The sequence below is a fragment of the Rhizobium sp. GR12 genome (assembly GCF_036596185.1).
GTDB lineage: Bacteria > Pseudomonadota > Alphaproteobacteria > Rhizobiales > Rhizobiaceae > Agrobacterium > Agrobacterium nepotum.
The window spans coordinates 408,225-429,517 of sequence record NZ_JASXTH010000003.1; the positions used below are offsets into that span (position 1 = coordinate 408,225).

The 21,293-nt window shown below is 58.0% G+C and carries 18 protein-coding genes; 7 read left to right on the forward strand and 11 right to left on the reverse strand.

Annotation, left to right across the window (positions count from 1 at the left end; all coding sequences use genetic code 11):
* The first annotated feature begins 26 nt into the window (after positions 1 to 26).
* Positions 27 to 485, forward strand: a complete 459-nt coding sequence (locus tag QSK43_RS07780; RefSeq protein ID WP_332302952.1) for an Lrp/AsnC family transcriptional regulator — start codon at positions 27 to 29, stop codon at positions 483 to 485.
* 77 nt (positions 486 to 562) lie between these two features.
* Here QSK43_RS07780 and QSK43_RS07785 read toward each other — a convergent pair whose 3' ends face one another.
* On the reverse strand, positions 563 to 712 hold the full coding sequence (locus tag QSK43_RS07785) for a hypothetical protein (RefSeq protein ID WP_332302953.1): 150 nt from the start codon (positions 710 to 712) through the stop codon (positions 563 to 565).
* Between the two features lie 1,464 nt (positions 713 to 2,176).
* Here QSK43_RS07785 and QSK43_RS07790 point away from each other — a divergent pair.
* The gene (locus QSK43_RS07790) at positions 2,177 to 3,649 is read left to right on the forward strand and encodes a hypothetical protein (RefSeq protein ID WP_332302954.1); all 1,473 of its coding nucleotides are present in this window, start codon (positions 2,177 to 2,179) and stop codon (positions 3,647 to 3,649) included.
* A 286-nt stretch (positions 3,650 to 3,935) separates the two neighbouring features.
* Here the strand turns inward: QSK43_RS07790 and QSK43_RS07795 are convergent, their stop codons facing one another.
* On the reverse strand, positions 3,936 to 5,093 hold the full coding sequence (locus QSK43_RS07795; protein ID WP_332302983.1) for a glucoamylase family protein: 1,158 nt from the start codon (positions 5,091 to 5,093) through the stop codon (positions 3,936 to 3,938).
* A gap of 328 nt (positions 5,094 to 5,421) precedes the next feature.
* Between QSK43_RS07795 and QSK43_RS07800 the strand changes: the two genes are divergently transcribed.
* From QSK43_RS07800 to QSK43_RS07810, 3 genes are read left to right on the forward strand one after another with little or no spacing between them, the layout of a single operon-like run.
* Positions 5,422 to 6,081 carry an ABC transporter ATP-binding protein gene (locus QSK43_RS07800; RefSeq protein WP_332302955.1) on the forward strand — a complete coding sequence of 220 codons (660 nt, stop codon included), beginning with the start codon at positions 5,422 to 5,424 and terminating at the stop codon, positions 6,079 to 6,081.
* A complete protein-coding gene (locus QSK43_RS07805) occupies positions 6,078 to 8,486 on the forward strand; it encodes an ABC transporter permease (RefSeq protein ID WP_332302956.1) in 2,409 nt (802 codons plus the stop codon). Before QSK43_RS07800 ends, QSK43_RS07805 begins: the two co-directional genes overlap by 4 nt.
* A complete protein-coding gene (locus tag QSK43_RS07810; RefSeq protein ID WP_332302957.1) occupies positions 8,476 to 9,543 on the forward strand; it encodes a lipocalin-like domain-containing protein in 1,068 nt (355 codons plus the stop codon). The genes QSK43_RS07805 and QSK43_RS07810 overlap by 11 nt, the downstream gene beginning before the upstream one ends.
* Here the strand turns inward: QSK43_RS07810 and QSK43_RS07815 are convergent.
* Positions 9,540 to 10,976 (reverse strand): aldehyde dehydrogenase family protein, encoded by a 1,437-nt coding sequence (locus QSK43_RS07815; protein ID WP_332302958.1) that lies wholly within the window; start codon positions 10,974 to 10,976, stop codon positions 9,540 to 9,542. The genes QSK43_RS07810 and QSK43_RS07815 overlap by 4 nt on opposite strands.
* Positions 10,977 to 11,074: 98 nt before the next feature.
* On the opposite strand from QSK43_RS07815, the gene QSK43_RS07820 reads away from it, so the two are divergent.
* Positions 11,075 to 11,968 carry a LysR family transcriptional regulator gene (locus QSK43_RS07820; RefSeq protein ID WP_332302984.1) on the forward strand — a complete coding sequence of 298 codons (894 nt, stop codon included), beginning with the start codon at positions 11,075 to 11,077 and terminating at the stop codon, positions 11,966 to 11,968.
* Positions 11,969 to 12,273: 305 nt separating this feature from the next.
* On the opposite strand, the gene QSK43_RS07825 is transcribed toward QSK43_RS07820, so the two are convergent.
* The 4 genes from QSK43_RS07825 to QSK43_RS07840 all read right to left on the reverse strand — a co-directional run bounded on the left by QSK43_RS07825 (position 12,274) and on the right by QSK43_RS07840 (position 15,851).
* A complete protein-coding gene (locus QSK43_RS07825) occupies positions 12,274 to 12,486 on the reverse strand; it encodes a hypothetical protein (RefSeq protein ID WP_332302959.1) in 213 nt (70 codons plus the stop codon).
* 164 nt (positions 12,487 to 12,650) lie between these two features.
* Complete coding sequence (locus tag QSK43_RS07830) at positions 12,651 to 13,403, reverse strand: HlyD family secretion protein (RefSeq protein ID WP_332302960.1); 753 nt, start codon at positions 13,401 to 13,403, stop codon at positions 12,651 to 12,653.
* 128 nt (positions 13,404 to 13,531) lie between these two features.
* Positions 13,532 to 13,747 carry a DUF1656 domain-containing protein gene (locus tag QSK43_RS07835; RefSeq protein WP_332302961.1) on the reverse strand — a complete coding sequence of 72 codons (216 nt, stop codon included), beginning with the start codon at positions 13,745 to 13,747 and terminating at the stop codon, positions 13,532 to 13,534.
* Positions 13,737 to 15,851: an FUSC family protein gene (locus tag QSK43_RS07840; RefSeq protein WP_332302962.1), complete on the reverse strand. Its 2,115-nt coding sequence runs from the start codon at positions 15,849 to 15,851 to the stop codon at positions 13,737 to 13,739. Before QSK43_RS07840 ends, QSK43_RS07835 begins: the two co-directional genes overlap by 11 nt.
* Before the next feature lie 78 nt (positions 15,852 to 15,929).
* Between QSK43_RS07840 and QSK43_RS07845 the strand changes: the two genes are divergently transcribed.
* Positions 15,930 to 16,733: an AraC family transcriptional regulator gene (locus tag QSK43_RS07845; RefSeq protein WP_332302963.1), complete on the forward strand. Its 804-nt coding sequence runs from the start codon at positions 15,930 to 15,932 to the stop codon at positions 16,731 to 16,733.
* A 115-nt stretch (positions 16,734 to 16,848) separates the two neighbouring features.
* Here QSK43_RS07845 and QSK43_RS07850 read toward each other — a convergent pair whose 3' ends face one another.
* The 4 genes from QSK43_RS07850 to QSK43_RS07865 all read right to left on the reverse strand — a co-directional run bounded on the left by QSK43_RS07850 (position 16,849) and on the right by QSK43_RS07865 (position 20,811).
* Positions 16,849 to 17,775 carry a dihydrodipicolinate synthase family protein gene (locus QSK43_RS07850; protein WP_332302964.1) on the reverse strand — a complete coding sequence of 309 codons (927 nt, stop codon included), beginning with the start codon at positions 17,773 to 17,775 and terminating at the stop codon, positions 16,849 to 16,851.
* A 138-nt stretch (positions 17,776 to 17,913) separates the two neighbouring features.
* Positions 17,914 to 19,212 (reverse strand): TRAP transporter large permease, encoded by a 1,299-nt coding sequence (locus QSK43_RS07855; RefSeq protein WP_332302965.1) that lies wholly within the window; start codon positions 19,210 to 19,212, stop codon positions 17,914 to 17,916.
* A gap of 3 nt (positions 19,213 to 19,215) precedes the next feature.
* A complete protein-coding gene (locus tag QSK43_RS07860) occupies positions 19,216 to 19,749 on the reverse strand; it encodes a TRAP transporter small permease subunit (RefSeq protein WP_332302966.1) in 534 nt (177 codons plus the stop codon).
* Positions 19,750 to 19,830: 81 nt separating this feature from the next.
* On the reverse strand, positions 19,831 to 20,811 hold the full coding sequence (locus QSK43_RS07865; protein WP_332302967.1) for a TRAP transporter substrate-binding protein: 981 nt from the start codon (positions 20,809 to 20,811) through the stop codon (positions 19,831 to 19,833).
* Between the last annotated feature and the right edge of the window lie 482 nt (positions 20,812 to 21,293).

Consider the following 21,293-nt stretch of genomic DNA (forward strand, 5'->3'; position numbering starts at 1 on the left):
CAATATTTTGCGGAGAATTTTCGGTTATGTCGCAGAAAATTGCAGACGCTCTCGACAGGCGGATACTCAAGGAGTTGTCTGCCGATGCGAGAATCACGAACAACGAACTTGCCGAGCGGGTCGGGCTGTCGGCATCGGCGTGTCTGCGACGTCTTCGGCGTCTGGAGGAGATTGGCGCGATCAAAGGATATTCCGCCATCGTCGACCCGGCGATTGAGGGATGGACCATGACCGCTCTTGCGTCCGTCCGCCTCAGCCGCCAGCACGATGACGAAATCCGGATGTTTGAGGCGGCCGTTCTGGACTGGGACGAGGTTCTCGAATGTCATCTCGTCACGGGCTCAATGGATTACATGCTCAAGGTTATGTGCGGCGGGCTGGAAGACTACGAGCGTTTTATCAAAGACAAGATCGCCAGGCTGAAATGCGTTAACACAATCGAGACCAGTTTTGTCATGAACACGATCAAGGCGCGGCGCATCTGAATGCTGTCCGCCATTGAGACGGCCCCGCGGTTTGTTAGAGCGCGCATCGGCTCTGGCTTTGTTCGCTCAGCGCTCATTCACGCGACCATCGTGCAGATCATCACTGGAAACTGGTTCTTGTTCCTGCTCGAACTGGTGATGCATTTGCGACCGGCTACACCAAGTGCCGAGGCCGCTTCAGCCACAACACCGATCCATACATCCATATTGCCTGCAAGCTCGCCCACGCCGTGGTTCTGTTCGACCCGGCAGTAGCCACCACAAGGGGTCTGCAGCCCATGCCCCACGCCCATATGGAGAGAGCGATCTGCAGAGATTCTTGCGGCAGAACGTCATGCTTTCATGCTCATCGGAAGTGCCGGGTGCTGCCGACAATGGCCACACCAAGAAGGCATAGCGTCAAGCCGCGTCGGCTGTAACTCACACCATTGAGCTACTGAAGAAACCATAATGCTCAAACCCTGAGGTGGATCATACGAGATTCACATTCGGTTCATACCTGACGGAGCATGGTGTCGCCTCACCACTGGAAAGGCGTGAACATGAACAGAATTTTCTCGGGCGTCGGAGCTGCCGTAATCGCTGCCATCATGACGGTGTCAGGTGCAGCGACCGTAGCAGCCGCGCCGATAGTGCCTCACTCGACACAGGTCACATCGGACATCCAGCTTGCTCAGTATCGCGAAGAGCGCAGACCACAGTTTCGCCGTGACAGGGATCGTAGGGACCGCGTTGAACATAGGCGAGAGCGCCGTGGTTACTGGAACGGTCATCGCGGGTATCGTGAGCACCGGAAGGGCTATCGCCGTCACAGTGATGGCTACTACTACCCGCCATCTGTGTTCAGGCTCTACATCCGCTAAGTAGTTTCTGCTCAACCATACAGCCCCGTCAGCAATGGCGGGGTTTTAGTTTGCCCGTGTTTCACGATCAAGAAGGTGGGCCGCAGTCTACCCATAACCGCATGCCCTCGATGTTCTGCATGCGCGGGAACCGAAGACTATAAAGTGAGCCGGCCGGGGAATAATCATTCAGGAGGTGCATCTATGGGCAAAGGACGAGTGATATTGGCGCCAACCGACATTGCGGAGCCACCAATCCTCCTTCCAGCGGACACCGCATTTTCCTGCGCTCCAGACGTCACCGTGGCCACGGCGCCCTGGCGTCGAGCAGACCAGCCAAGAGCACTAGCAGCAGAGCGACGTGGAATACCGCGTCGCCTCGCGTCTGTACCCGATTCCGACCGCGATCGCGAGGGCACCGACCAACCTGCCGAGAAGCGCAAATCCTTGAGCGGCGACAGCGACGTTCGGGCTTCGCGCCAGCCAGATCAGAACCATCAGCATGCCGAGGACGAGAGAACTGCCCGTCCACCGTCTATCGCATAACGCATCGACTAGGTATTAGCTGCCCAGGTTAGTACACTGATCCACAAGTGACAGGGAAGTCGAGTGTTGTGGCGCCAAGGAGATATGCCGTTGATAATCTGTTCGACGACCATCCGGGGAAGCGGTGCGATCACACGTGTATTTCGAAGCCCTGACGACGGCATTCTCGCGATCGCAAGTACGTTTCCGCTACTCACAAAACCTCCCGGACGTGCCGCTTACATGGGACAACGGATGCGTCAAAGGCTGGCGCTTCACCGACCAAGGGAACTACGACCCTTCGCCGTCTTTGATGATTTGCGCATGCCAATCAATGACGTGAGTTTTCACCCTTTCGACCCAGTTATAGCGGTGGCGGCGGGTTCTTATGACGGGGGCTACGTGTTTGAGGGCGAACTACTGTTCTGGAACTGGCAAGTCGGTCGTTTCTGGCAGCCTGCCAAAGTAGTGCCGGAAGTCGAGCAATGTAACTTCTCGGAAGACGGGAAGCGGCTCGATGCGTTGGTCCGACCGTGGGATGAGGATTGGGGGAGTGGGGAAGACGCTTTCGATCGGGTTTATCCACTGAGCGTTCCATACGAAGTGTCGGGAGCGGAAAGTGGTGCTGAGGTTGAGATTGATCCAGGACAGGCAATTGTCCGGCAGACCGTTGAGCTCATTAGAAACGGCCCAGACCGACGCGATGTTATCGATCTGCAGCTGATGGAGTGGTTTGGCGTCGATCAGATCCTGGAGAAGGGCGCAATCTGGGACGTTGCCTGGACGGAGAGTAGCAAGGTCGCCGCTGTTCACGACGGCTGCGTGGTGGAAATCCATGATCTGACAGCTGGCGGCATGACCTGCCTGAAGAAGGATGGATATTTTGGAGCGAGCCTGCTTCGCACAACACCGCCTGTTGTCGCGTCATACGCCATAGAAGACTGGCGAATCTGCCGCTCGCAGCTATCCTCGATTTCCAACGATTCCCTGGTGGATATCGATACATTCGAAGGCGGCTACAACTTCGTTTCCTCAACGGAGGGAAAGGTGCTTGGACGGCTGGACAGGAGCCAGGGCAGGGATACAAAAAAAGACGTGATAGTCGATATCCATACGGGCGATGTTCACCTCGTGAGCCTCGGCCATTATGATTGCTTCAACCATTTCCTGGGAATTGACGGTGCGCCTGACCTTTTCCTTCTCCAAGGCACGCCTGAGACGCAACATGAGAAGAAACGTCTTTGCCGGGTTCAGGCGGATGGTTCGGTGGAGACGTTATGGTATCTCTTACCTGCTGATGGGACTCACGCCAGCCACGCCATGGAGTGCCTTGGTTGCTACATCGACGATAAACTGGGACCAAGCGTAATTGTCTCTGGTCGGCATTACGACCCGAATCCGGGCAAAGGCGATCGAGGATTTATTTTCCGAAGACCGATCGAGCAGAGCAAATTTGCGCGTCGCGGCTTTAGCCTCAGTCGGTTGAGCGACGACAGAAAGCTGCAGGAAACGTGGCGACTTGGCACCAATGCAGTTGCAAGTGCCATAGTGCACTCTCCAAAAGAAGAACTCATCGCTGTGGCCTTTCTTGATGGCACACTCACGCTCATAAATGCAGCCAACGGGGTAATCGAGATGGCTGGACAAGTCACGATCGAAAATTATCCGACGGTCATCTACTCTATGGATGTGATGGAAACCTCTTTGGCCGTTGGAACGTTTGATGGACGTATTGCCGTTATTCAGTTTCACGAGCTCCGGGAGCTTGGGAAAACAGGGCGTATTGAATTGGGATAAACTGCTCCTCCGTAAGTGGGCGGTCAAAATGTATTCTTCGTGGCGCTCATGCTTTGAAACGCCATCCCGCGCTCGTCGGACGCCATGTCTGCCGCGGGTTTCGCGGTCAATTCCCTCAAGCAGACAGGACATCTGGCCAGCCGTCAGCGCAATCGCTCCGCCCTCCGTCGCTGACCAGACATTCTGATCCACAGCATCACTCCGAAAGGGCGATGGAAATGAAGGTTTTGCGCGTGTGGTGCGGCACCATATGGCTTACGTCACGTCAGTGTGCTCCCACGATACCTCAAGTCTGCCCGGCATCCAGCAGACCAGTCCTTTGGTGAGTTCTGTTCTGCTGGAAACCCAGTCTGTCCAGGCCTTTTTTCACTTCCGGCGCATTCATGAACAAATGCCAGATCAGGCCGCTACGATAGTTTTCCATCATCGCAACAACGGGTCCCTGATCGATTGCGAGATGCGTTCTGGAAACCCAGCCCGTTGAAGGCTGGAATGAATCCATGAGCCCGAAACGACCGAGAAGGGCGCCGTTCTTCCATTCAAGAAAACGCAGTGCCGCCTGGCGCGACCGTAGTGGAAGAAACGGCATACTTGAGAGAGCTGCCGTCGTCGCGATGATGCCGTGGTCATCGCTCGGAGAGTTTACGACGTAGCCTTCAGGCCCATCACAGGCCGACAGGCCCCATCCGTCTTCGCGTGCGTAGCGTGTGCAGCAATAGCGGTAATTGATCAGGCAATGCGCATGAACCTGCTCCAGGTAGTCACGGCAATAGGCATCACCGAGGCCGTGTGGATCGAGTGTACAGAACGAGTAGTGAGACAGGAAGAGCGGACCTCCAAACGGTTCGCCCAAAGGCAGCCGGACGCCAAGATATTTCGAACCGTTTCTGATTTTGCCATCGCCTGCCCATCCTGCATGATAACTCCCGGCACTTATGGAATGCTCACGCGCGCCTGCTGCCAGCACGTAGCAGACCAGGGCTTCGTTCCAGCCGACAATCGGCAGGTTTTTCGCCCACGCGTGCCGGGGGCTCCAGTGCCAGAAGAGCGGCCCGGGCTTTCCCCGGGTAAACCAGTTCCATTCGACGCCTTCGACGATTTCACTGATACGTCGGCGTAAATCGATCTCGGCTGAGGTCGGTCCGTCGAAAAATTCCCGCACGCAGATCAGCGCCTGAGCCAGAAGCGCCGTTTCAACGAGGTCGCCGCCATCATCGAATTTCGCGAAGGGTATCGTCCTTCCACTGGACGCATTGACGAAGTGAGGAAAAGCTCCGTGAAACCGCTTCACGGCAGCCAGTGATTTCAGCATGCGGCTCGCCCGCGCCAGGGCTTTCTGTTCGGTCACCCATCTACGGTGAACGCCAACAATGAGTGAGAAGAAACCAAAACCGACGCCCGAGATGGAGGCGATCTCGTGGATCGGAAGACCGTCGGATCCCATGCGATCCCTGGGCAGCCCACTGTCCGGATGGCTTCCGGACCAGAAATATTCAAAGGTACTGCGATGCAAGCCATCAAGCTGATCAGGTAGTTCGTCAGTCAATTTCGACCTCAGGGGATCCGCGACAATCGGCGACAGATCGCAAGTAAGCCTTATCTGACTCGGGCACCATTTCCAATTCGGAACGGAAAGCGGATGCGGGTTGCGCGACTTTACAGCCGGAGGAGGGTACGGTCGTTAAGGCTGGGCGCGGAATATCAGTGATCAAACCTGGTTGAGGTCCGCCAGCATATCAGATCATATAGTACGAAGTAGAAATCGAAGAGCCATGGTCCTTTCACTTTCTGACATCAGGAAATCCTACCAGACAGCCGAAGGCAAGATCCCGGTGCTGAACGGCGTCGACCTTTCACTTGAGGCCGGAGAAAGTCTTGCCCTGACGGGAGAATCCGGCAGCGGAAAAAGTACGCTTCTGCATCTGGCCGGTGGCCTTGATCTGCCCGACAGTGGCATTATCACGGTGAGGGGCCGGAAAATCACCGATCTCGACGAGCCCGGACGTGCGAGCTTCCGACGCCGGGACGTAGGATTGATCTTCCAGCAGTTCAATCTCATTCCGAGCCTCGATGTCGGATCCAATATCTCGTTTCATGCCAGGCTGGCGGACCGTTTTGATCCGGCCTGGGAAAAAAAGCTGGTTGAGGCGCTGGGAATTGGAGAATTGCTTGGGCGCTATCCCGAACAGCTCTCCGGTGGTCAGCAGCAACGGGTGGCGATCGGGCGTACGCTTGCGGCAAGACCGCCCCTCATTCTTGCAGATGAGCCGACCGGCAATCTCGACGAGGCGACGGCTGACATCGTCATCGACATCATGCTGAGACTGACAAAGTCAGCGCAGATCACGCTCCTCCTGGTTACCCATTCCAGCCGGCTGGCGGGAAAACTCGATCGGCGTATCGTGCTGAGTGGCGGGAAGGTTTCGCAATGAACCGGACCGTCTTCCGGGCGCTTCTCTCACACTGGCGCTACAGACCACTTCAGTTTTTCACCCTCATCGTGGGCATCGCGCTTGCAACCGGCCTCTGGTCCGCCGTCCAGGCGATCAATGCCGAAGCCAGAGCAAGTTACGACCGGGCTGCCTCAGTTCTGGCGCAAAACCAGCTTGATCAACTGGTGGCAAAGGACGGCGGGAGAATTTCATCCCAGACATATGCCCGGCTTCGCAGGGCGGGTCTGCACGTCTCTCCGATCATCGAAGGCGATTACAGGTTTGGTACGACGCGTATCAGGCTTGTCGGCATCGACCCGTTGACCATGCCCTCCGGCGGGATGGTTCCTGCTCCATCTGATCCGTCCGGGCTGATTGAATTCATCCGGGCACCCGGACAGATGATCGTCTCGCCTGTAACGGCTGCCACGTTGAAAGACACCTCTGCCCTTCCCGTCAGGACGGCAGCGGACCTCCCCGAAGGCGCAGCATTTGTCGATATTTCAACGGCTGACCGCCTGTTAAAACGCAATGGTGAGCTGAGCCGGCTCATCGTTTTGCCATCGCAGGATCCCGACCTTCCGAGGATCGGAAACATGGCGCCTGAACTATCCCTGAAACTGGCAGGAAGCAGGCCCGACGTCGCAAGGATCACCGACAGTTTTCACCTCAACCTGACCGCTTTTGGTTTTCTTGCCTTCGTCGTCGGTCTCTTCATCGTGTATTCCGCAACTGGCCTGTCGTTCGAGCAACGGCGTGGCACGTTCAGAACCATACGGTCGCTCGGGATCTCACTTCGCTCCCTGACAATGATGCTCGTTATCGAAACGGCACTCTTCGCCCTGGTGTCAGGAGTACTCGGCGTTGTGATCGGGTACGTCGTTGCCTCGGCTCTGTTGCCCGGCGTGGCGGCAACCCTGCGTGGTCTTTACGGGGCGAGTGTTGCCGGTTCACTTTCACTTCGGCCCGAATGGTGGCTGGCCGGCCTTGCAATTGCGCTGGTGGGGACCGGGCTTTCCTCGCTTCAACATCTCTGGCGTGTCTGGCAGATGCCGATACTGTCAACAGCACAGGGCAGGGCGTGGACGATGGTATCCACGAAAAGTCTCCTCCATCAGGCGGCTGCCGGGATGGTTCTGCTTTTTGCATCGGGCACGCTTGTCCTGCTGGGTGGCGGGCTCATTTCAGGTTTCGCAGTGCTGGCAGCGCTTCTTCTGGGCGCAGCACTCGTTCTCCCGGCCCTGCTGGCCCTGGGTATGAAAGCAGGCGAACGCTCGTCCGGACATGTATTGACGCGCTGGTTTTTTGCCGACACGCGCCAGCAGCTGCCGGGGCTTTCCCTGGCATTGATGGCATTGCTGCTCGCTTTGTCGGCCAATATAGGCGTCGGCACCATGGTCTCAAGCTTCAGGCAAACCTTTCTGGGATGGCTCGATCAGCGTCTGGCCGCAGAGGTCTATGTGACTGCCCGTGACGAGGCTGAAGCACCGCGCCTGCGGCAGTGGTTTCCTCACCATGCAAGGGCTGTTCTGCCCATCTGGAGTACGGAAGGTGAAATCTCAGGGCAAGAAGTCCGGATCTTCGGCGTCGCCGACGATGCGACATACAGGGATCATTGGCCGTTGATTTCGGGCACGTCCGCAACATGGGACGAGATTGCGAGCGGGAAGGGGGCACTGGTCAACGAACAGTTCTGGAGGGGAGGAAAGGCATCGCCCGGCGGAAAGATAGAACTGCCCGGCGGCTGGAACGCCCGGGTCGCTGGAGTGTATTCCGACTACGGCAATCCAAAGGGCGAAGTCATCATTGGCCTTGGTGCTCTTGTTCAGCACTATCCGGATATTGAAAAGCTGAGATACGGCCTTCGCATGGAACCAGAGGAGGTTGCGGACTTCAGACAACGCCTCATGAATGAGTTCGGGCTGCCCGAAGCCAATATTGTCGACCAGGCCTCTCTGAAACGGCAGTCTGCCGCAATCTTTGAACAGACGTTTGCGGTCACCGGTGCGCTTAATGTGCTCACACTTGCAGTGGCGGGTTTTGCCATGTTTTCGAGCCTGCTGACACTTGCCTCGCTCCGGCTGCCGCAGCTTGCTCCTGTCTGGGCGCTGGGGCTTCGTCGTCGCGACCTTGCTATGCTGGAGGTCCTGCGAACTCTTGCGCTATGGCTTGCGACATTCATTGCGGCCATCCCTGTCGGGCTGGGGCTGGCCTGGGTTCTGCTGACAATCATCAACGTGGAAGCTTTCGGATGGCGACTGCCGCTGATCCTGTTTCCGATGGACTGGCTCAGGCTGGGCCTGGTTGCCCTGCTTGCAGCCATCATTTCGGTTCTGATCCCTGTTCGCCGGCTTGCGAAAACCGCGCCGGCCGATCTTCTGAGGATATTCGCCAGTGAACGCTAAAGCCATCCTTCTGCTCCTCTGCGCTTCATGCACTTCCTTACCCACGCCGATCAGAGCGCAAGGCTTTGCGGGCCTCGGGTCAAATGCCGAAGGCTTCAGCATTCCCACACTAGGCGTAGAACTCTTTTTTCCAGGAGACCACAAACCGCATCCGGATTTCAGGATCGAGTGGTGGTACGTCACCGCCAATCTGCAGACGGCCGGTGGAGAACGGATGGGCGCCCAGTGGACACTCTTTCGTTCTGCGCTTGAACCTGTCGAGCGTGCCGGATGGTCCGATCCGCAGATATGGATGGGACACGCAGCAGTGACGACAGCCAGCCGTCACCATGTTGCCGAACGGCTGGCGAGGGGAGGCGTCGGGCAGGCGGGCGTCGAAGGTGAACCCTTCGAAGCCTGGATTGATAACTGGCAAATGAAAGCGGGAATTGCCAATGCAAAGGACGATCTTGATCAACTCGATCTGAACGCCAATGGCGACGGCTTCCGATATCGTCTGAAACTTCAGGCCCGCGGGCCTCTGGTGCGTCAGGGAGACAACGGCTATTCCGTGAAATCGGCAGAGGGCCAGGCAAGCTATTATTACTCCCAGCCGTTCTACGATGTCAGCGGCAGCGTTTTTCTCGACGGTGAAGCCCGTGAGGTAACGGGCAAGGCCTGGCTCGATCGGGAATGGTCGTCCCAACCCCTTGCTTCCGGTCAAACGGGGTGGGACTGGTTTTCGCTTCACCTGGCATCTGGCGAAAAGCTCATGGCGTTCCGTCTGCGCGACGACGAGGGTGGCTATATCTCCGCCAACTGGATTTCCCCCGATGGCAAGCCATCACCTGTCGATCCGGACGACGTCCTGCTCAGTCCGTTGCGGACTGTGAATATCAACGGAAAGACAATCCCAGTCGAGTGGAGCGTGAAGATACCGAGCCGCGGCCTCGACATAAAAACAAAACCCCTGAACGAGAAAGCCTGGATGGCGACGTCAACTCCGTACTGGGAAGGGCCAATAGAGTTTGATGGAAGCACGACGGGACAAGGTTATCTGGAGATGACCGGATATTAGCCAGGTTCGACTGCCCCTGAGGAGATGACAGCCTTTGGTTCCAGAAAAGCCTCCAGTCCGAAAACGCCGTATTCGCGACCGAGGCCGGACTGCTTGAAACCGCCAAAAGGGGCCAGGGGCTCGTGCGGGGCACCGTTGATCACCACCCGGCCGCTGTCCAGACGTTCCGCCAGAGCGCGCATACGGACGGTGTCGCTGCCGTGCAGATAAGCCTGCAAGCCGTAGGCAGTGTCGTTTGCGATCGAGACTGCCTCTTCCTCGTTTCTGTAAGCGATCACCGAGAGGACCGGCCCGAATATTTCTTCGCGGGCAATGTGCATGTCATTTCGGACATTGAAGAAGATCGTGGGTTTCGTAAACCAGCCCCGATCAAGGCCGTCTGGCCGGCCACTCCCGCCCGTCAGCAATTTCGCCCCTTCCTGTATGCCCAATTGAATATAGGATTGGACGCGGTCATATTGCTTCTGGCTCACCATCGGTCCGATCACGGTCTCCGGGTCGCCTGGAGCGCCCACCTTGAGGGCAGCAGCAGCGCTTTTCAGTCGGGCTAGTATGTCATCCAGCCGGTGCGCGGGTGCAAGAATGCGGGTACCGGCGATACAGGCTTGTCCGCTGTTCATGAAACCCATCCGCAACACGCCCGGAATGGCGACATCCAGATCAGCATCATCCAGAATGATATTTGGGCCTTTCCCTCCCAGCTCCAGCGTTACGCGCTTTAGCGTCTCGGCGCTGGTCCGCATGATGTCTTTGCCGACAGCGGTGGAGCCGGTAAACGTCACTTTCGCGATGTCGGGATGACGGACCAGTTCAGATCCAACAACGTTCCCGACACCGTTGACGATGTTGACAACACCTTTGGGCAGCCCCGATTCGTGCAGGCATTCGACCAGGACCTGCGTCTGGATCGCGCTCATCTCGCTTGGTTTGATGACGATGGTCGTTCCCGCGGCGATCGCGGTCGCGAGCTTGGACGAGATAAAGCCGATGTTGCTATTCCAGGGTGTGATGGCGGCGGTGACCCCGATCGGCTGCATGATCACCTGCGCGCGGCCCATCTGCCGTTCAAAGGCATATTCCCTCAGAACATCTGCCATGTTGAGAAAACTCGATGCCGCATGCGGTATGGCAAAACGGGTGAAGGTCTGTGGGGCGCCATATTCCAGTGCCATGGCCTCCGTCAGTTCGGGAATGCGTGCCGAAACCGCCTCGTTCAGGCGCTTCAGCATGTCGATCCGTTCTTCCTTGCTCGTGCGGGAAAAGCCGGGAAATGCGCGTTTTGCTGCTGCTGTCGCCGCCTGGGCATCTTCGGCATTGCCCAGGCGCACGACGCCGATTTTCTCTTCGGTAACCGGGTTGTGAAGATCAAAAGTCTGCGAGCCCAGTGGAGTGACGAACCGGCCGTCGATGTAGATTTTGTCGATGTAGCGCATGCCTGTCTCCTTCGAATTGCTGCACATATCTGGCATTTGTGAATTGCGCTGGTAAGCTGGTCAAAAACGTTCAGGCTGATAAGGAATAACGGACAATGATGCGAGGTTCGCTGGCTGAGCTTGAGGCAGTCATCACAGTTGCGTCGCGAGGAGGGTTTCGCGCAGCCGCGCGGGAGCTCGGTGTGTCTTCATCGGCACTCAGCCAGCAGATTGCGGCTCTGGAGGCACGGATAGGTGTGCGGCTGTTTAACCGTTCGACGCGCAGCGTCGTACTCTCAGCTGCGGGCGAGCAGTTCGTTGCAGACATCAGCCCCGCCCTGGCGGCGATCCGCGATGCCGTCGAACATGTCGACGAACATCGTGCGGAGCCGACCGGCACCTTGCGCATCAACACATCTTCGGGCGCGACCCGGATGATCATGACGCCGTTGATCCTGGAATATATGCGCCGCAACCCGCAGGTGTCGGTGGAGGTTGTGACGGAGGGTGCGCTGATCGACATCAATGCCGGGGGGTTCGACGCAGGTATCCGCATTCGTGAGGCCGTTCCTGCCGATATGGTCGTGGTGCCCATCAGCGATACCGTTCGCCCCGCCATCGCGGGATCACCCGATTATTTCAGGCGTCAGGGAAGGCCGAAGGTTCCGGCTGATCTTCAGAACCACAATTGCATCCGGGCTCGCATGGCCAGCGGGACAATTTACTGCTGGGAGTTTGAGCGGCGGGGAGAGAGTTTCACCGTCGACGTGCCTGGCAAGCTGACACTTGATGAAAGCGACCTGATGCTGCGAGCGGCTCGCGAAGGCGCAGGACTTGCCTATCTGAATGAGTGGCAGATCGCCGAGGATCTTGCCGCGGGTCGGCTGGAACAGGTCCTGAGCGAATGGACGCCGCCCTATCCGGGCCTTTGTCTCTACTATCCAGGCCGACGCAACATCCCGGCAAAGCTGCGCCGCTTCGTTGACCTCGTAAAGGAAATGCGGTGGGAGTGATTTGACGTGCCAGAAATATGCTCCCATCCTTGGATAGCATTGAGATATTCACTCAGTTCAGAAAGCGACTGTCACGCAGGCGGGCCGCTGCCATGTCCACAAACGCCCACACCTTCGCGCGGGCGTTACGACCCGCCGGATGCAACAGATGGATCGGCATTGGAGCCTCTTCGTAACCGCAAGGACGATCTGAAGCTCGCCTGACAGGAGCGCCGGGCGATCTGGTAATTCAAAACCCGGGTAATCCCCAGCCGTTTCGCGTGAAGGTGATGGCAGCTTCATTGGCATTGCACTGGAGCGTGGCGTTAAATCGTAACGCGATGATCGTCGGTGAAGCGCCATTTGGGTGAGGCCCAGGCGCTGGTCAATGCAGCGATGCGGTGATCCCTGAGATCGGCTGGCGTAGACGGGATGCCATACCGCTCGCCTGATCGCCGCAGACCGGAGTTGTTCCACGCCACGCCGGCGCTGGAAATCTGGTTGCCGGCTTCGTCGACTGGCTTGCCCGCAAGGCACACCGGCATCCCGTAAAGCGCGAAGTCTTATACGCTCCACACGGCCCGGCGATATGAAGCGGGCAGGCGGTGCAAGTCAGCCCCCAGCAGGCCAGTATGGGCCTGGACCGGCTGCACGATGGACGAGCAACGGGCTTGATGAGGTTGGAAGCGGGTTTCACCACCACTTATTCACGGTCCTCCCGGCGCTCAGGGATGATCTCGACTGTAGCTGTCATACCCGCCGCCAGTTCCACGCCGGACGGCACCCGATCAATACCGATGCGCACCGGGATGCGCTGGGCAAGACGCACCCAGGAGAACGTTGCCGCCACATTTGGCAGCCCGAGATGGCCCGGCGTGTCGTTGTTGTTCTCGATACCGCGGCCGAGACTCTCGACACGGCCAGCGAGTGGCTGATCAAAACCCATCAGCATGATTTGCACCGGGTCGCCGACGCGGATTTTCCGGATCTTCGTTTCTTCGAAATAGCCAGTGATCCAGAAGCTGGCGGCGTCAAGGACAGCTACCTTCGTCACGCCTGCAGTCGCGAAGTCGCCTGGACGAAGCCTCAGATTGGTGACATAGCCATCGGTCGGCGAACGGATAACCGAGCGGGCAAGGTCGAGTTTGGCCAGTTCGAGTTTGGCAACCGCCGCCTGGAAGACAGCGCTCGCCACTGCCGCCGCACCGCCTGATTGCTGTACGGCCTCCTGGGATACGACATTCCGGAGTTGGCTCTGCCGCTGCGCTGTCGCTTGACGAACTATCATGTCCTGACGTTTGGCTTCGGTGTCAGCCTCCGCCAGCGCCACCGCGAGACGAACCCGCTCAGGATCAATCTCGTAAAGAACGTCGCCTCGATGCACATGCTGATTCTCGACCACGGCTACGGCACTCACCGTGCCGGAGATTTCTGGTGCGATCTGTACGACATTCACGCCGACCCGGCCGTCTCGGGTCCATGGCGTTCTCTCGTAATGACTCCAGGTCTTGAGAGCGACAAATGCTGAGACGGTTACCAGGCAAAGGGTTAGCGCATAGCGGCTGAGCAGGGATATAACTGGCTTCAAAGCATAGGTCCGTTCGGTGGCAGGTACTGCATGAGCAACCCGTAGATGATGAGGAAGGTGGCGGCCTCGACGAGCGGCCGATAAGTGAACAGCCGGTGGACATCGATGGCGGAAAAGAAGCGCATCAGCGCCAGGGTGGCGACCAGCGCAATGAATGCGATGACCACCAGACCGGGAATGAAGACGCCTCCGATATTGAAATCAATCATCATGAGCCGGTTTCTCCTCCCTGTGCCGTTCCACCGGGCTAAATGCGAAGCGGAGGTCGATGAGCAAATCGAGTATTCGCGTGCGGTTCTTGAGCGGGCTGCCCGCAATCGTCACCATCAATGTCTCAATGCGCTGATCAAGGTCGTCGTGACCGGCAGCTGCCATCCGTCCTCCGGTCCTGAAGCGGGCGGCGACCGCGGAAAGGAGTTCGCCTGTTTTGATACCGGCTTCGCCCTGTGGCATCGCCTTGCGGAGCTGACCAACGGCCCGACCGACGCGAAGAAGGCGCAGAGTATCGTCGAGGACGTCGGCATATGCTTTCCCGGACACCCGCAACCTTGGCAGCAATAATGCTGTCCGATCAATCATAAGGCTCGCCCAGTGGGCTTCGTTGAACGCCTCTCCATGGGCTCGGCGAACGACGTCCCGCCGACTTAGGTGAAGCAGCCGCCCGATCGCCATGTCGACCGGTACCGTCTGAAACAGGGACATGCTTGCCGCTGCAAAGCCGACCGCTGCAAAGAGCGCGATCACGGTGTTGACGAAGGTGGCGAAGTCGCCTGTGTAATTTGTGCCCAGGCCTGAAAGGATCGGAATGGTGAGCGTGATGCCAAGCGCCATCAATGTCGTCGGTAGACGTGCTTGAAGCGAGCCGGCGAGGAGGAATGCCGGGGCGAGCACCGCGACGAGAACGGCGAAGTCTGTGACCTGAGGAAGGATGACGAAGCTGTAAGCGAGGCTGATCACGACCCCATAGATCGAACCAATCATGTACCTCGCGACGTTTGGCGCCGGCGCATCGACATTCCCGAACAGTGTGCAGCATACGCCGAGAAGGGACACGGCCGTTCCACCCTCCGGCCAGGCCGACCAGATCCAGAAAGCACAGCCAATGAGAATGCTGACGATGGCGCCGAGCGCCGAGCGGCCCGCCATCCATGGGTCTCGGTGATAGACGTAGCCTTTTGCACGCTTTGGCCCATGGAACGCAACCGCCTCATGCGATCGCCGGGTCACTGCGATGTTCCGCCCAAGCCTGTCGCAATCGTCAAGCAAACCGATCATTTCGGCCAGATGACCGGCGAGGTTGGCGGCAAGCCTGTGGGCGGGCGTCGCTGCATCCGTGCCCAGATGTCTCTGAATTGACCGTGCGCGGCCGATCAGTTGAACTGCGGCGTTCTCTCGTTGGTCCTTCCCGGCGGTTTCGTTCCAGGCCCCGATGTCGCCAGTCAGTGCGGCTAATTCATCGGGCACACCATATTCACCTGTTGCGAGGTAACGAAGCCGGTCTTCGATCTCTGTCGTGAGCGGAAGCAATCGAGCGAGCCGGTCATGAATCAGTTGCAACGTCTCGCGACGTGGCGTCGCGGGAGACGGGTCATACGGCAGATGCGCCGCAAGTCCCTGAAGCGCAAGCATATCCGCTGCGAGCTGGTGGCGGTCACGACGGTTGTCCGCCGACGTTCCGCTCAGCGTGTCACCCGCCATCCGACGGGCGTCCCGCAGCGTAGCCGACAGTTTGCCGGTGAACTGGACCGTCATCCGCTTCGGCCACACGTAACGATGGATCAGAACCGCGCATACAATCCCGACGGAAATTTCCTGAACGCGCACGGATGCAGTATCGAAAACCGCGCCTGGATCAAGCACACTCGGGAAACCGATCAGGCTCGTGGTGTAACCTGCAAGAACGAAAGCATAGGCCCGTGGCGTGCGATCGAGCAGCGAGAAAAACATGCACAGGCCAATCCAGCCAGCGAGAACCACGCTGCACACAATCGGATCGTTCACGAAATTTGGAACGATCGCGACCGTCGCTATCGCGCCAACCACCGTCCCGGCGAAGCGATACACACCGCGACTGAGTGACGCCCCTGCGGATGTCTGAGAGACGATATAGACAGTAACGATAGCCCAGAACGGCTTGGGAAGCCCTATCCGCAGCGAAATGTAATAGGCAAGTATCGCCGCAGCGAAGCTCCTGCCCGAAAAAAGGATTGCATCCGCATCCACCTTCATTGCGGGCGTGAGAAGGAAATCTGGTCCTGCGTGCATTGCTGCACCGACCTTGCTCAAAAAAGTAAATGTGGGCTGGGCGGTGTTCATGTCCCCAGCTTGTGGCCGATTTGCAAATATAAATAAATTCAGTATTCTGCCACAAAATACCTAAATCTGGCCAACGTTATGCCCGTGCCGCGATCTGCTGTTTCTATTTTCGATCCCGACCTCACACATCTGCCGGCAGTCGCTCATCAGCTCGACTTTGCCGATCATGAAGCGGAAGTACCTTTGCACGTGCACCGGAAGGGACAGCTGATCCTCGCCTTGCACGGTGCGGTCACCTGCGTTGCAGGTAACGAGATCTGGATCGTGCCCCCCAATTGTGGCGTCTGGATCCCAGGCGGTGTGCCACATAGCGCCCGCGCAACCCCGAATGCGCGACTGAACTATCTGTTCGTGGAACCGGGCGCTGTGAACCTGCCCGCCGACAGTTGCACGCTTTCGGTCTCTCCAATGATAAGAGAAATGGTTGAGCGTCTTGCTCGCGAGCGTGCGGATTATCTTGCCGACAGCCATGCTGCCCGGATTGCGCGGGTAGTCCTGGACGAGCTCGTTGGTATGCCACGTGAGCGGTTCAATCTGCCAATCTCGAGAAATACCAAGATCTGGGCGATAGCAGATGCTCTTGCAACCGAGCCTTCAGATCGCAGTACATTGAGCGACTGGGCGAAGCGGGTCGCAATGAGTGACAGGTCACTTGCGCGTCTTTTGATCCGCGAGACAGGATTGACGTTCGGGCGCTGGCGGCAGCAACTTCATCTCGTCGTCGCGCTTCGGGACCTGGCCAGCGGCGATACGGTGCAGAATGTAGCGGCGGCACTGGGATACGACTCCGTCAACGCATTCATCACAATGTTCAAAAGGACTATGGGCAGCACCCCTGCACAATATTTTGCTCAGCGTGGCACACTTAAGCGCGCGGAATGAAGCAGGTAGTCAGGCGTGGATTGCCGACGCCGAACCTGGCGCGCTCCAGAAGGTCGTCATTGAGATTAATGGTATATCGCATTTCCAGCACAGGGGCAGTGTGAATTCGGGCCCGTCAGCGCAACAAATCCAGCTTGCGCGCCTGACGTTGGATCAGCGTCTCGACTTCCTTTATGGCAAGCGCGCTTAGCGCCGCACCGGGACGACGTTGCGTCGCACCGGTGATGGCACCCCTTTTTGCCAGAACATGTTTTCGTACTGCAAGTCCGAGACCCGGTTGCTGTTCGTAGCGCATCAACGGCAGATAGGCGTCGAACACATCCTGCGCGACCTCGTATTTCCCCTCATTGCTGAGACGGACTACATCCACCATCATTTCGGGATAAGCGAAACCCGTCATCGCGCCGTCGGCGCCCCTCTGCATTTCCTCGGTCAGGAACGCGCCGGCATTGCCGCACAGGATCGAGATGCGGTGGCGGCCTCTGGCTTCAGCTTCACGCAGGTCGGTAATCTTCTGCAGGCCCGGCCAATCCTCGTGCTTGAGCATGACGATGCTGGGATGAGCCTCGAAGATGATGCCCAGTGTCTTCGAGGTTATCTGAACGCCGGTGGAGAGCGGGAAATCCTGTAGCACCAGGGGCACATCGGCGCCAATCGTCTCGACCACGTTGCGGAAATAGGTAACGATCTGCTCGTCGGTGCGCAGCACGGATGGTGGAGCGACCATGACCCCGGCGGCTCCCATATCCATCACTGCCTTTGTCAGTTCCCCGATCGCGGCAAGGCCGGGTGCGGAAACGCCGACCACAACTGGTTTGCCTTGGGAGCGTTTCAGCGTCAGCGTCGTGACTTCGATCGATTCCGCCATGGTGAGCTTTGGTGCTTCCCCCATCATGCCGAGGATCGTCAACCCGTCGGCACCCTTTTCGTAATAGAAATCGACCATGCGGTCGATACTCGCGCCATCTAGCGAACCGTCTTCGGTAAACGGTGTACAGGCAATGACGAAGACGCCATTGGTGTTGGAATTTATAAGTGACATGGTATGTTTCCACTCCCGGTGGGGTCGGCCGCGGTGGACAAAAAGGCCCTCATTCCGCTCATTGTCAGGTCGAGTGTCGCCTGGTGCAGGCAAGTGTGGCGCTGGCCTGCACCAGGTTGGTTCACCCATCTAGTTTAGTCACTTTGCCAGCATATCCGGAACGATCGAGACGATTTCCGGAAAAATGGCGATAAGCAGCACAAAGGCACACATGATGAAGAAAAATGGCATGGTCGCGCGGGTAATGCGGGCCATGCTGTCGCCGGTCAGGCGCTGGATGACGGTAAGGTTGAAGCCGACAGGGGGTGAAACCTGCGCCATCTCCACCACGATGACGATGAATATACCGAACCAGACCTTGCTGTAACCGGCTGCCATGACGAGAGGCAGGGTGATCGGCAGCGTCATGACGATGCAGCCCAGCCCTTCCATCACCGTGCCGAGAACAATGTAGAAAAACAGGAGCACGATGATGAGCATGAAAGGTGAGAGACCCCAGCCTTCGATCGTTCCCGCAATGTAGCGTGGCATTCCGAGATAACCGATAACGGTCGAGAGAAACATCGCACCAACCATGATGAGGCCGATCATGGCGCAGGAATCAGCTGCCTGTTTCGCGGCCTGCAGAAGGTTTTTCAAGGTAAGTGTCTTTTGCACCGCACCGATGAGGATCGCCCCCCCGACACCGACCGCTGCCGCTTCCGTCGGCGAGGCGATGCCGCCATACATCGAGCCGACCACACCGACGACAAGCAGCAGCAGCGGCCCCAGATCTTTCAGTGCGACCAGCTTTTCCAAAAAGGTAGTGGGTGGAAGCGCGTCGCCGACAAGTGAGGGGTTCATCAGCGCCCTGATACCGATATAGCCCATGTAAGAGGCGGCCATGAGAAGCCCTGGCAGAATGCCTGCCATGAACAGCTTGAGGATCGATTCTTCCGCCATCACGCCGTAGATGATCATGATTGTCGAAGGCGGGATGAGAAAGCCCAGCGTTCCCGCTCCGGCGAGGCTACCGGTGATGAGATCGCGGTTATAGCCGCGCGAGATCAGTTCCTTCGCGGTGATGCGCCCGACTGTTGCCGTGGTGGCCGCGGATGAGCCGCAGACGGAAGCGAAAAGCGTGCAGCCGAGCACTGTGATATGGGCGAGGCGGCCCGGAACATGTCGCAGCCAAGGCGCAAGGCCGGAAAACAGAGCTTCTGAAATTTTCGTGCGGAAGAGGATTTCCGCCATGAAGATGAAGAGCGGCAAGGCCAGCATTTCCGGCGAAACCAGCGTATTCCAGGTCTGCTGCGCCAGCAGTTTGAAAAGCGGCAGGGTAGGACGATAAATCGCCGCGAGGGTTGCTCCGGTGCCAATTAGGCCAAGGCCGATCCAGACCCCGGTACCCAGAATGAGCGTCATCAGGCCGAGCAGGCTGAAGGTGATCTTTCCCATAATTTATTCCAGTCCCGGGCCGGTTGAAAGTGTTTCGCCGCGAAGAAGCCGCAGCAATTGCGCCAGCATCTGCAAATTCAGAATGATTGCGCCCGCTGAAAGGAAGACCTGTGGATAAATGAGCGGAACCCGTATGACGGAGGAGGAGGTCGAGCCTCGCTGCCAGAACAGGATGGCCATGTCTGTGAGCGCCAAGGACAGTGCGGCGCAGATGACAAGGCCGATGAGGCAGGCAGCAACATCCAGCCATCGGGCGCCGGACGGAGACAGCGATTCACCTATAGCCGTGACGCGCACGTGGGAGCCCGATTTCAGCGCGCTGGCAGCGGCGAGCAGAAAGCTGGCCGCCATGAGGTAGGCTGCGACATCCCAGGCGAATGGCAGGGAATATCCAACGCCGTTTCTGAGAATGATTTCGCAGGTGATGAGAATGAAGATGCCGAGGAGGGACAGAGCCGAGAGTGTATTTGCAGCTTCCGTCAGACGGTCGATGGGATTGATGATGGCATTGAACGCGGGATTCGATTGCGTGTGCATGATGCTTCTCCAGAATGCGCAGAACGGGGCGAGTAGCCGGCGCAAACAGCCAGCCGCTCTTTCATGCCCGACGGTGAGAAGTCAGTTCCGCGCCTTCAAATAGGCCTCGACATAGGGTGCAGCATCGGGAACGCGCTTGAGGAAGTCGTCCCACAGTGGCTTGGCGCGCTCCATGAGCGCGACCTTGAGTTCCGGGGATGGCGATGTAACGGTAATGCCCTTTTCCTTCAGGGTGGCGAGCTTGGTTTCGTCCTCGGCACGGCTGACCAGCCAGAACTCGCCTTCAAGCTTCTTTGATGCCTGCTCGATGGCCGCCTGATTTTCAGGCGACAGGGCATTCCAGGCATCGAGATTGACGGTGACTATGTTGGAGGATGCCTGCCAGTTGAAGGTGCTCATGTTTTTCATGAATTCCCAGAAAGCGCCGTCGACGCCGGAGGAGGAGGAGGTCGTGACGCCGTTGATGGTGCCCGCGGCAAGCGAAGGCACGACTTCGCCCCAAGGCATCTGGACCGGAAGCGCGCCGAGCGCGCGGAAGAAATTGTGGCCATTGGCGTCGACGACGCGGATTTTCAGGCCGTTGATGTCTTCAATTTTCTCGATCAGTTTCGGTGCATATACGGCCTGCCCTGGCCATGGCACCATGTAGAGCAGCTTCTGGTTCATCGAGGTTGCGACTTCCTCGATCTTGGGACGAAAGAATTTGTGCAGCAGGGCAAGGTCCGGCATGGTTGGCGCGAGATAGGGCAGGGTTTCGACGCCGAGCACAGGCGCTTCACCCACCTGCTGGCTCATCAGAATGTCGGCAACGGGAACGATCCCGTCGCGCACGGCGGTCATGCCCTCCGGTCCCTTGATGCCGAGTGCGCCGCCGGAGTGCACGGTGATGGCAACCTCGCCATTCGTCACCGCCTTCACCGTTTCGGCGAACTTCACTGCATTTTTGGTGTGAAAATTACCCGCGGGCCAGACGACGGACATATCCCATGCTGTTTCGGCAATGGCCGATGTTGCGAAACCGGAAATCGCCAAAGCCAGCCCGGCAAGAATTGCATTTTTCATTGTTGTGATCCCCTCACTTATTGTTTTCCCGCTCTCCTTGCCTCGCGGATGAGAGGGCGCGTTTATTTTCGGTATACAGCTCGTATTCCGAATGGCGGGGACTATATGAGTGTTTTTTGAGCGGCGCAATAACTTGATTAAACTTTGTTCGATTTCGGACGACGTCCTTTGCACGGTGGTGCCGGTAATGGAATGCGCTTATGTGGATCCGCAGGAAACAGCCTCAACGGTCGCCAGGTAGATGCCGTATTGGGGAAGCTCGCCGTCACCGAACGTGTTTGGCCGGATCTGCCGACAATCAGTGGAAGAGTCGCGTCCTGGCAGGGAAGCCATCTCGTCAACAGGATGCGCTCTCGCTCTGGCGCACCAAAGCCGGCCGTCGCGTTGTGCATCGCACAAACGACGTGGTTTGCAGTTCTTTCAATGGCAGCCACAAGTTTCGCGCTCGTATCCGCCGAGTTCCTTCCGGCGGGCCTTTTGAC

Bases quoted from the DNA above. Each gene is read 5' to 3' on its own strand.
- QSK43_RS07780 (WP_332302952.1), top strand. From the start codon at position 27: ATGTCGCAGAAAATTGCAGACGCTCTCGACAGGCGGATACTCAAGGAG.
- QSK43_RS07790 (WP_332302954.1), top strand. From the start codon at position 2,177: ATGCCAATCAATGACGTGAGTTTTCACCCTTTCGACCCAGTTATAGCG.
- QSK43_RS07795 (WP_332302983.1), bottom strand. From the start codon at position 5,093: ATGGGATCCGACGGTCTTCCGATCCACGAGATCGCCTCCATCTCGGGC.
- QSK43_RS07800 (WP_332302955.1), top strand. From the start codon at position 5,422: ATGGTCCTTTCACTTTCTGACATCAGGAAATCCTACCAGACAGCCGAA.
- QSK43_RS07805 (WP_332302956.1), top strand. From the start codon at position 6,078: ATGAACCGGACCGTCTTCCGGGCGCTTCTCTCACACTGGCGCTACAGA.
- QSK43_RS07815 (WP_332302958.1), bottom strand. From the start codon at position 10,976: ATGCGCTACATCGACAAAATCTACATCGACGGCCGGTTCGTCACTCCA.
- QSK43_RS07820 (WP_332302984.1), top strand. From the start codon at position 11,075: ATGCGAGGTTCGCTGGCTGAGCTTGAGGCAGTCATCACAGTTGCGTCG.
- QSK43_RS07835 (WP_332302961.1), bottom strand. From the start codon at position 13,747: ATGATGATTGATTTCAATATCGGAGGCGTCTTCATTCCCGGTCTGGTG.
- QSK43_RS07840 (WP_332302962.1), bottom strand. From the start codon at position 15,851: ATGAACACCGCCCAGCCCACATTTACTTTTTTGAGCAAGGTCGGTGCA.
- QSK43_RS07845 (WP_332302963.1), top strand. From the start codon at position 15,930: ATGCCCGTGCCGCGATCTGCTGTTTCTATTTTCGATCCCGACCTCACA.
- QSK43_RS07850 (WP_332302964.1), bottom strand. From the start codon at position 17,775: ATGTCACTTATAAATTCCAACACCAATGGCGTCTTCGTCATTGCCTGT.
- QSK43_RS07855 (WP_332302965.1), bottom strand. From the start codon at position 19,212: ATGGGAAAGATCACCTTCAGCCTGCTCGGCCTGATGACGCTCATTCTG.
- QSK43_RS07860 (WP_332302966.1), bottom strand. From the start codon at position 19,749: ATGCACACGCAATCGAATCCCGCGTTCAATGCCATCATCAATCCCATC.
- QSK43_RS07865 (WP_332302967.1), bottom strand. From the start codon at position 20,811: ATGAAAAATGCAATTCTTGCCGGGCTGGCTTTGGCGATTTCCGGTTTC.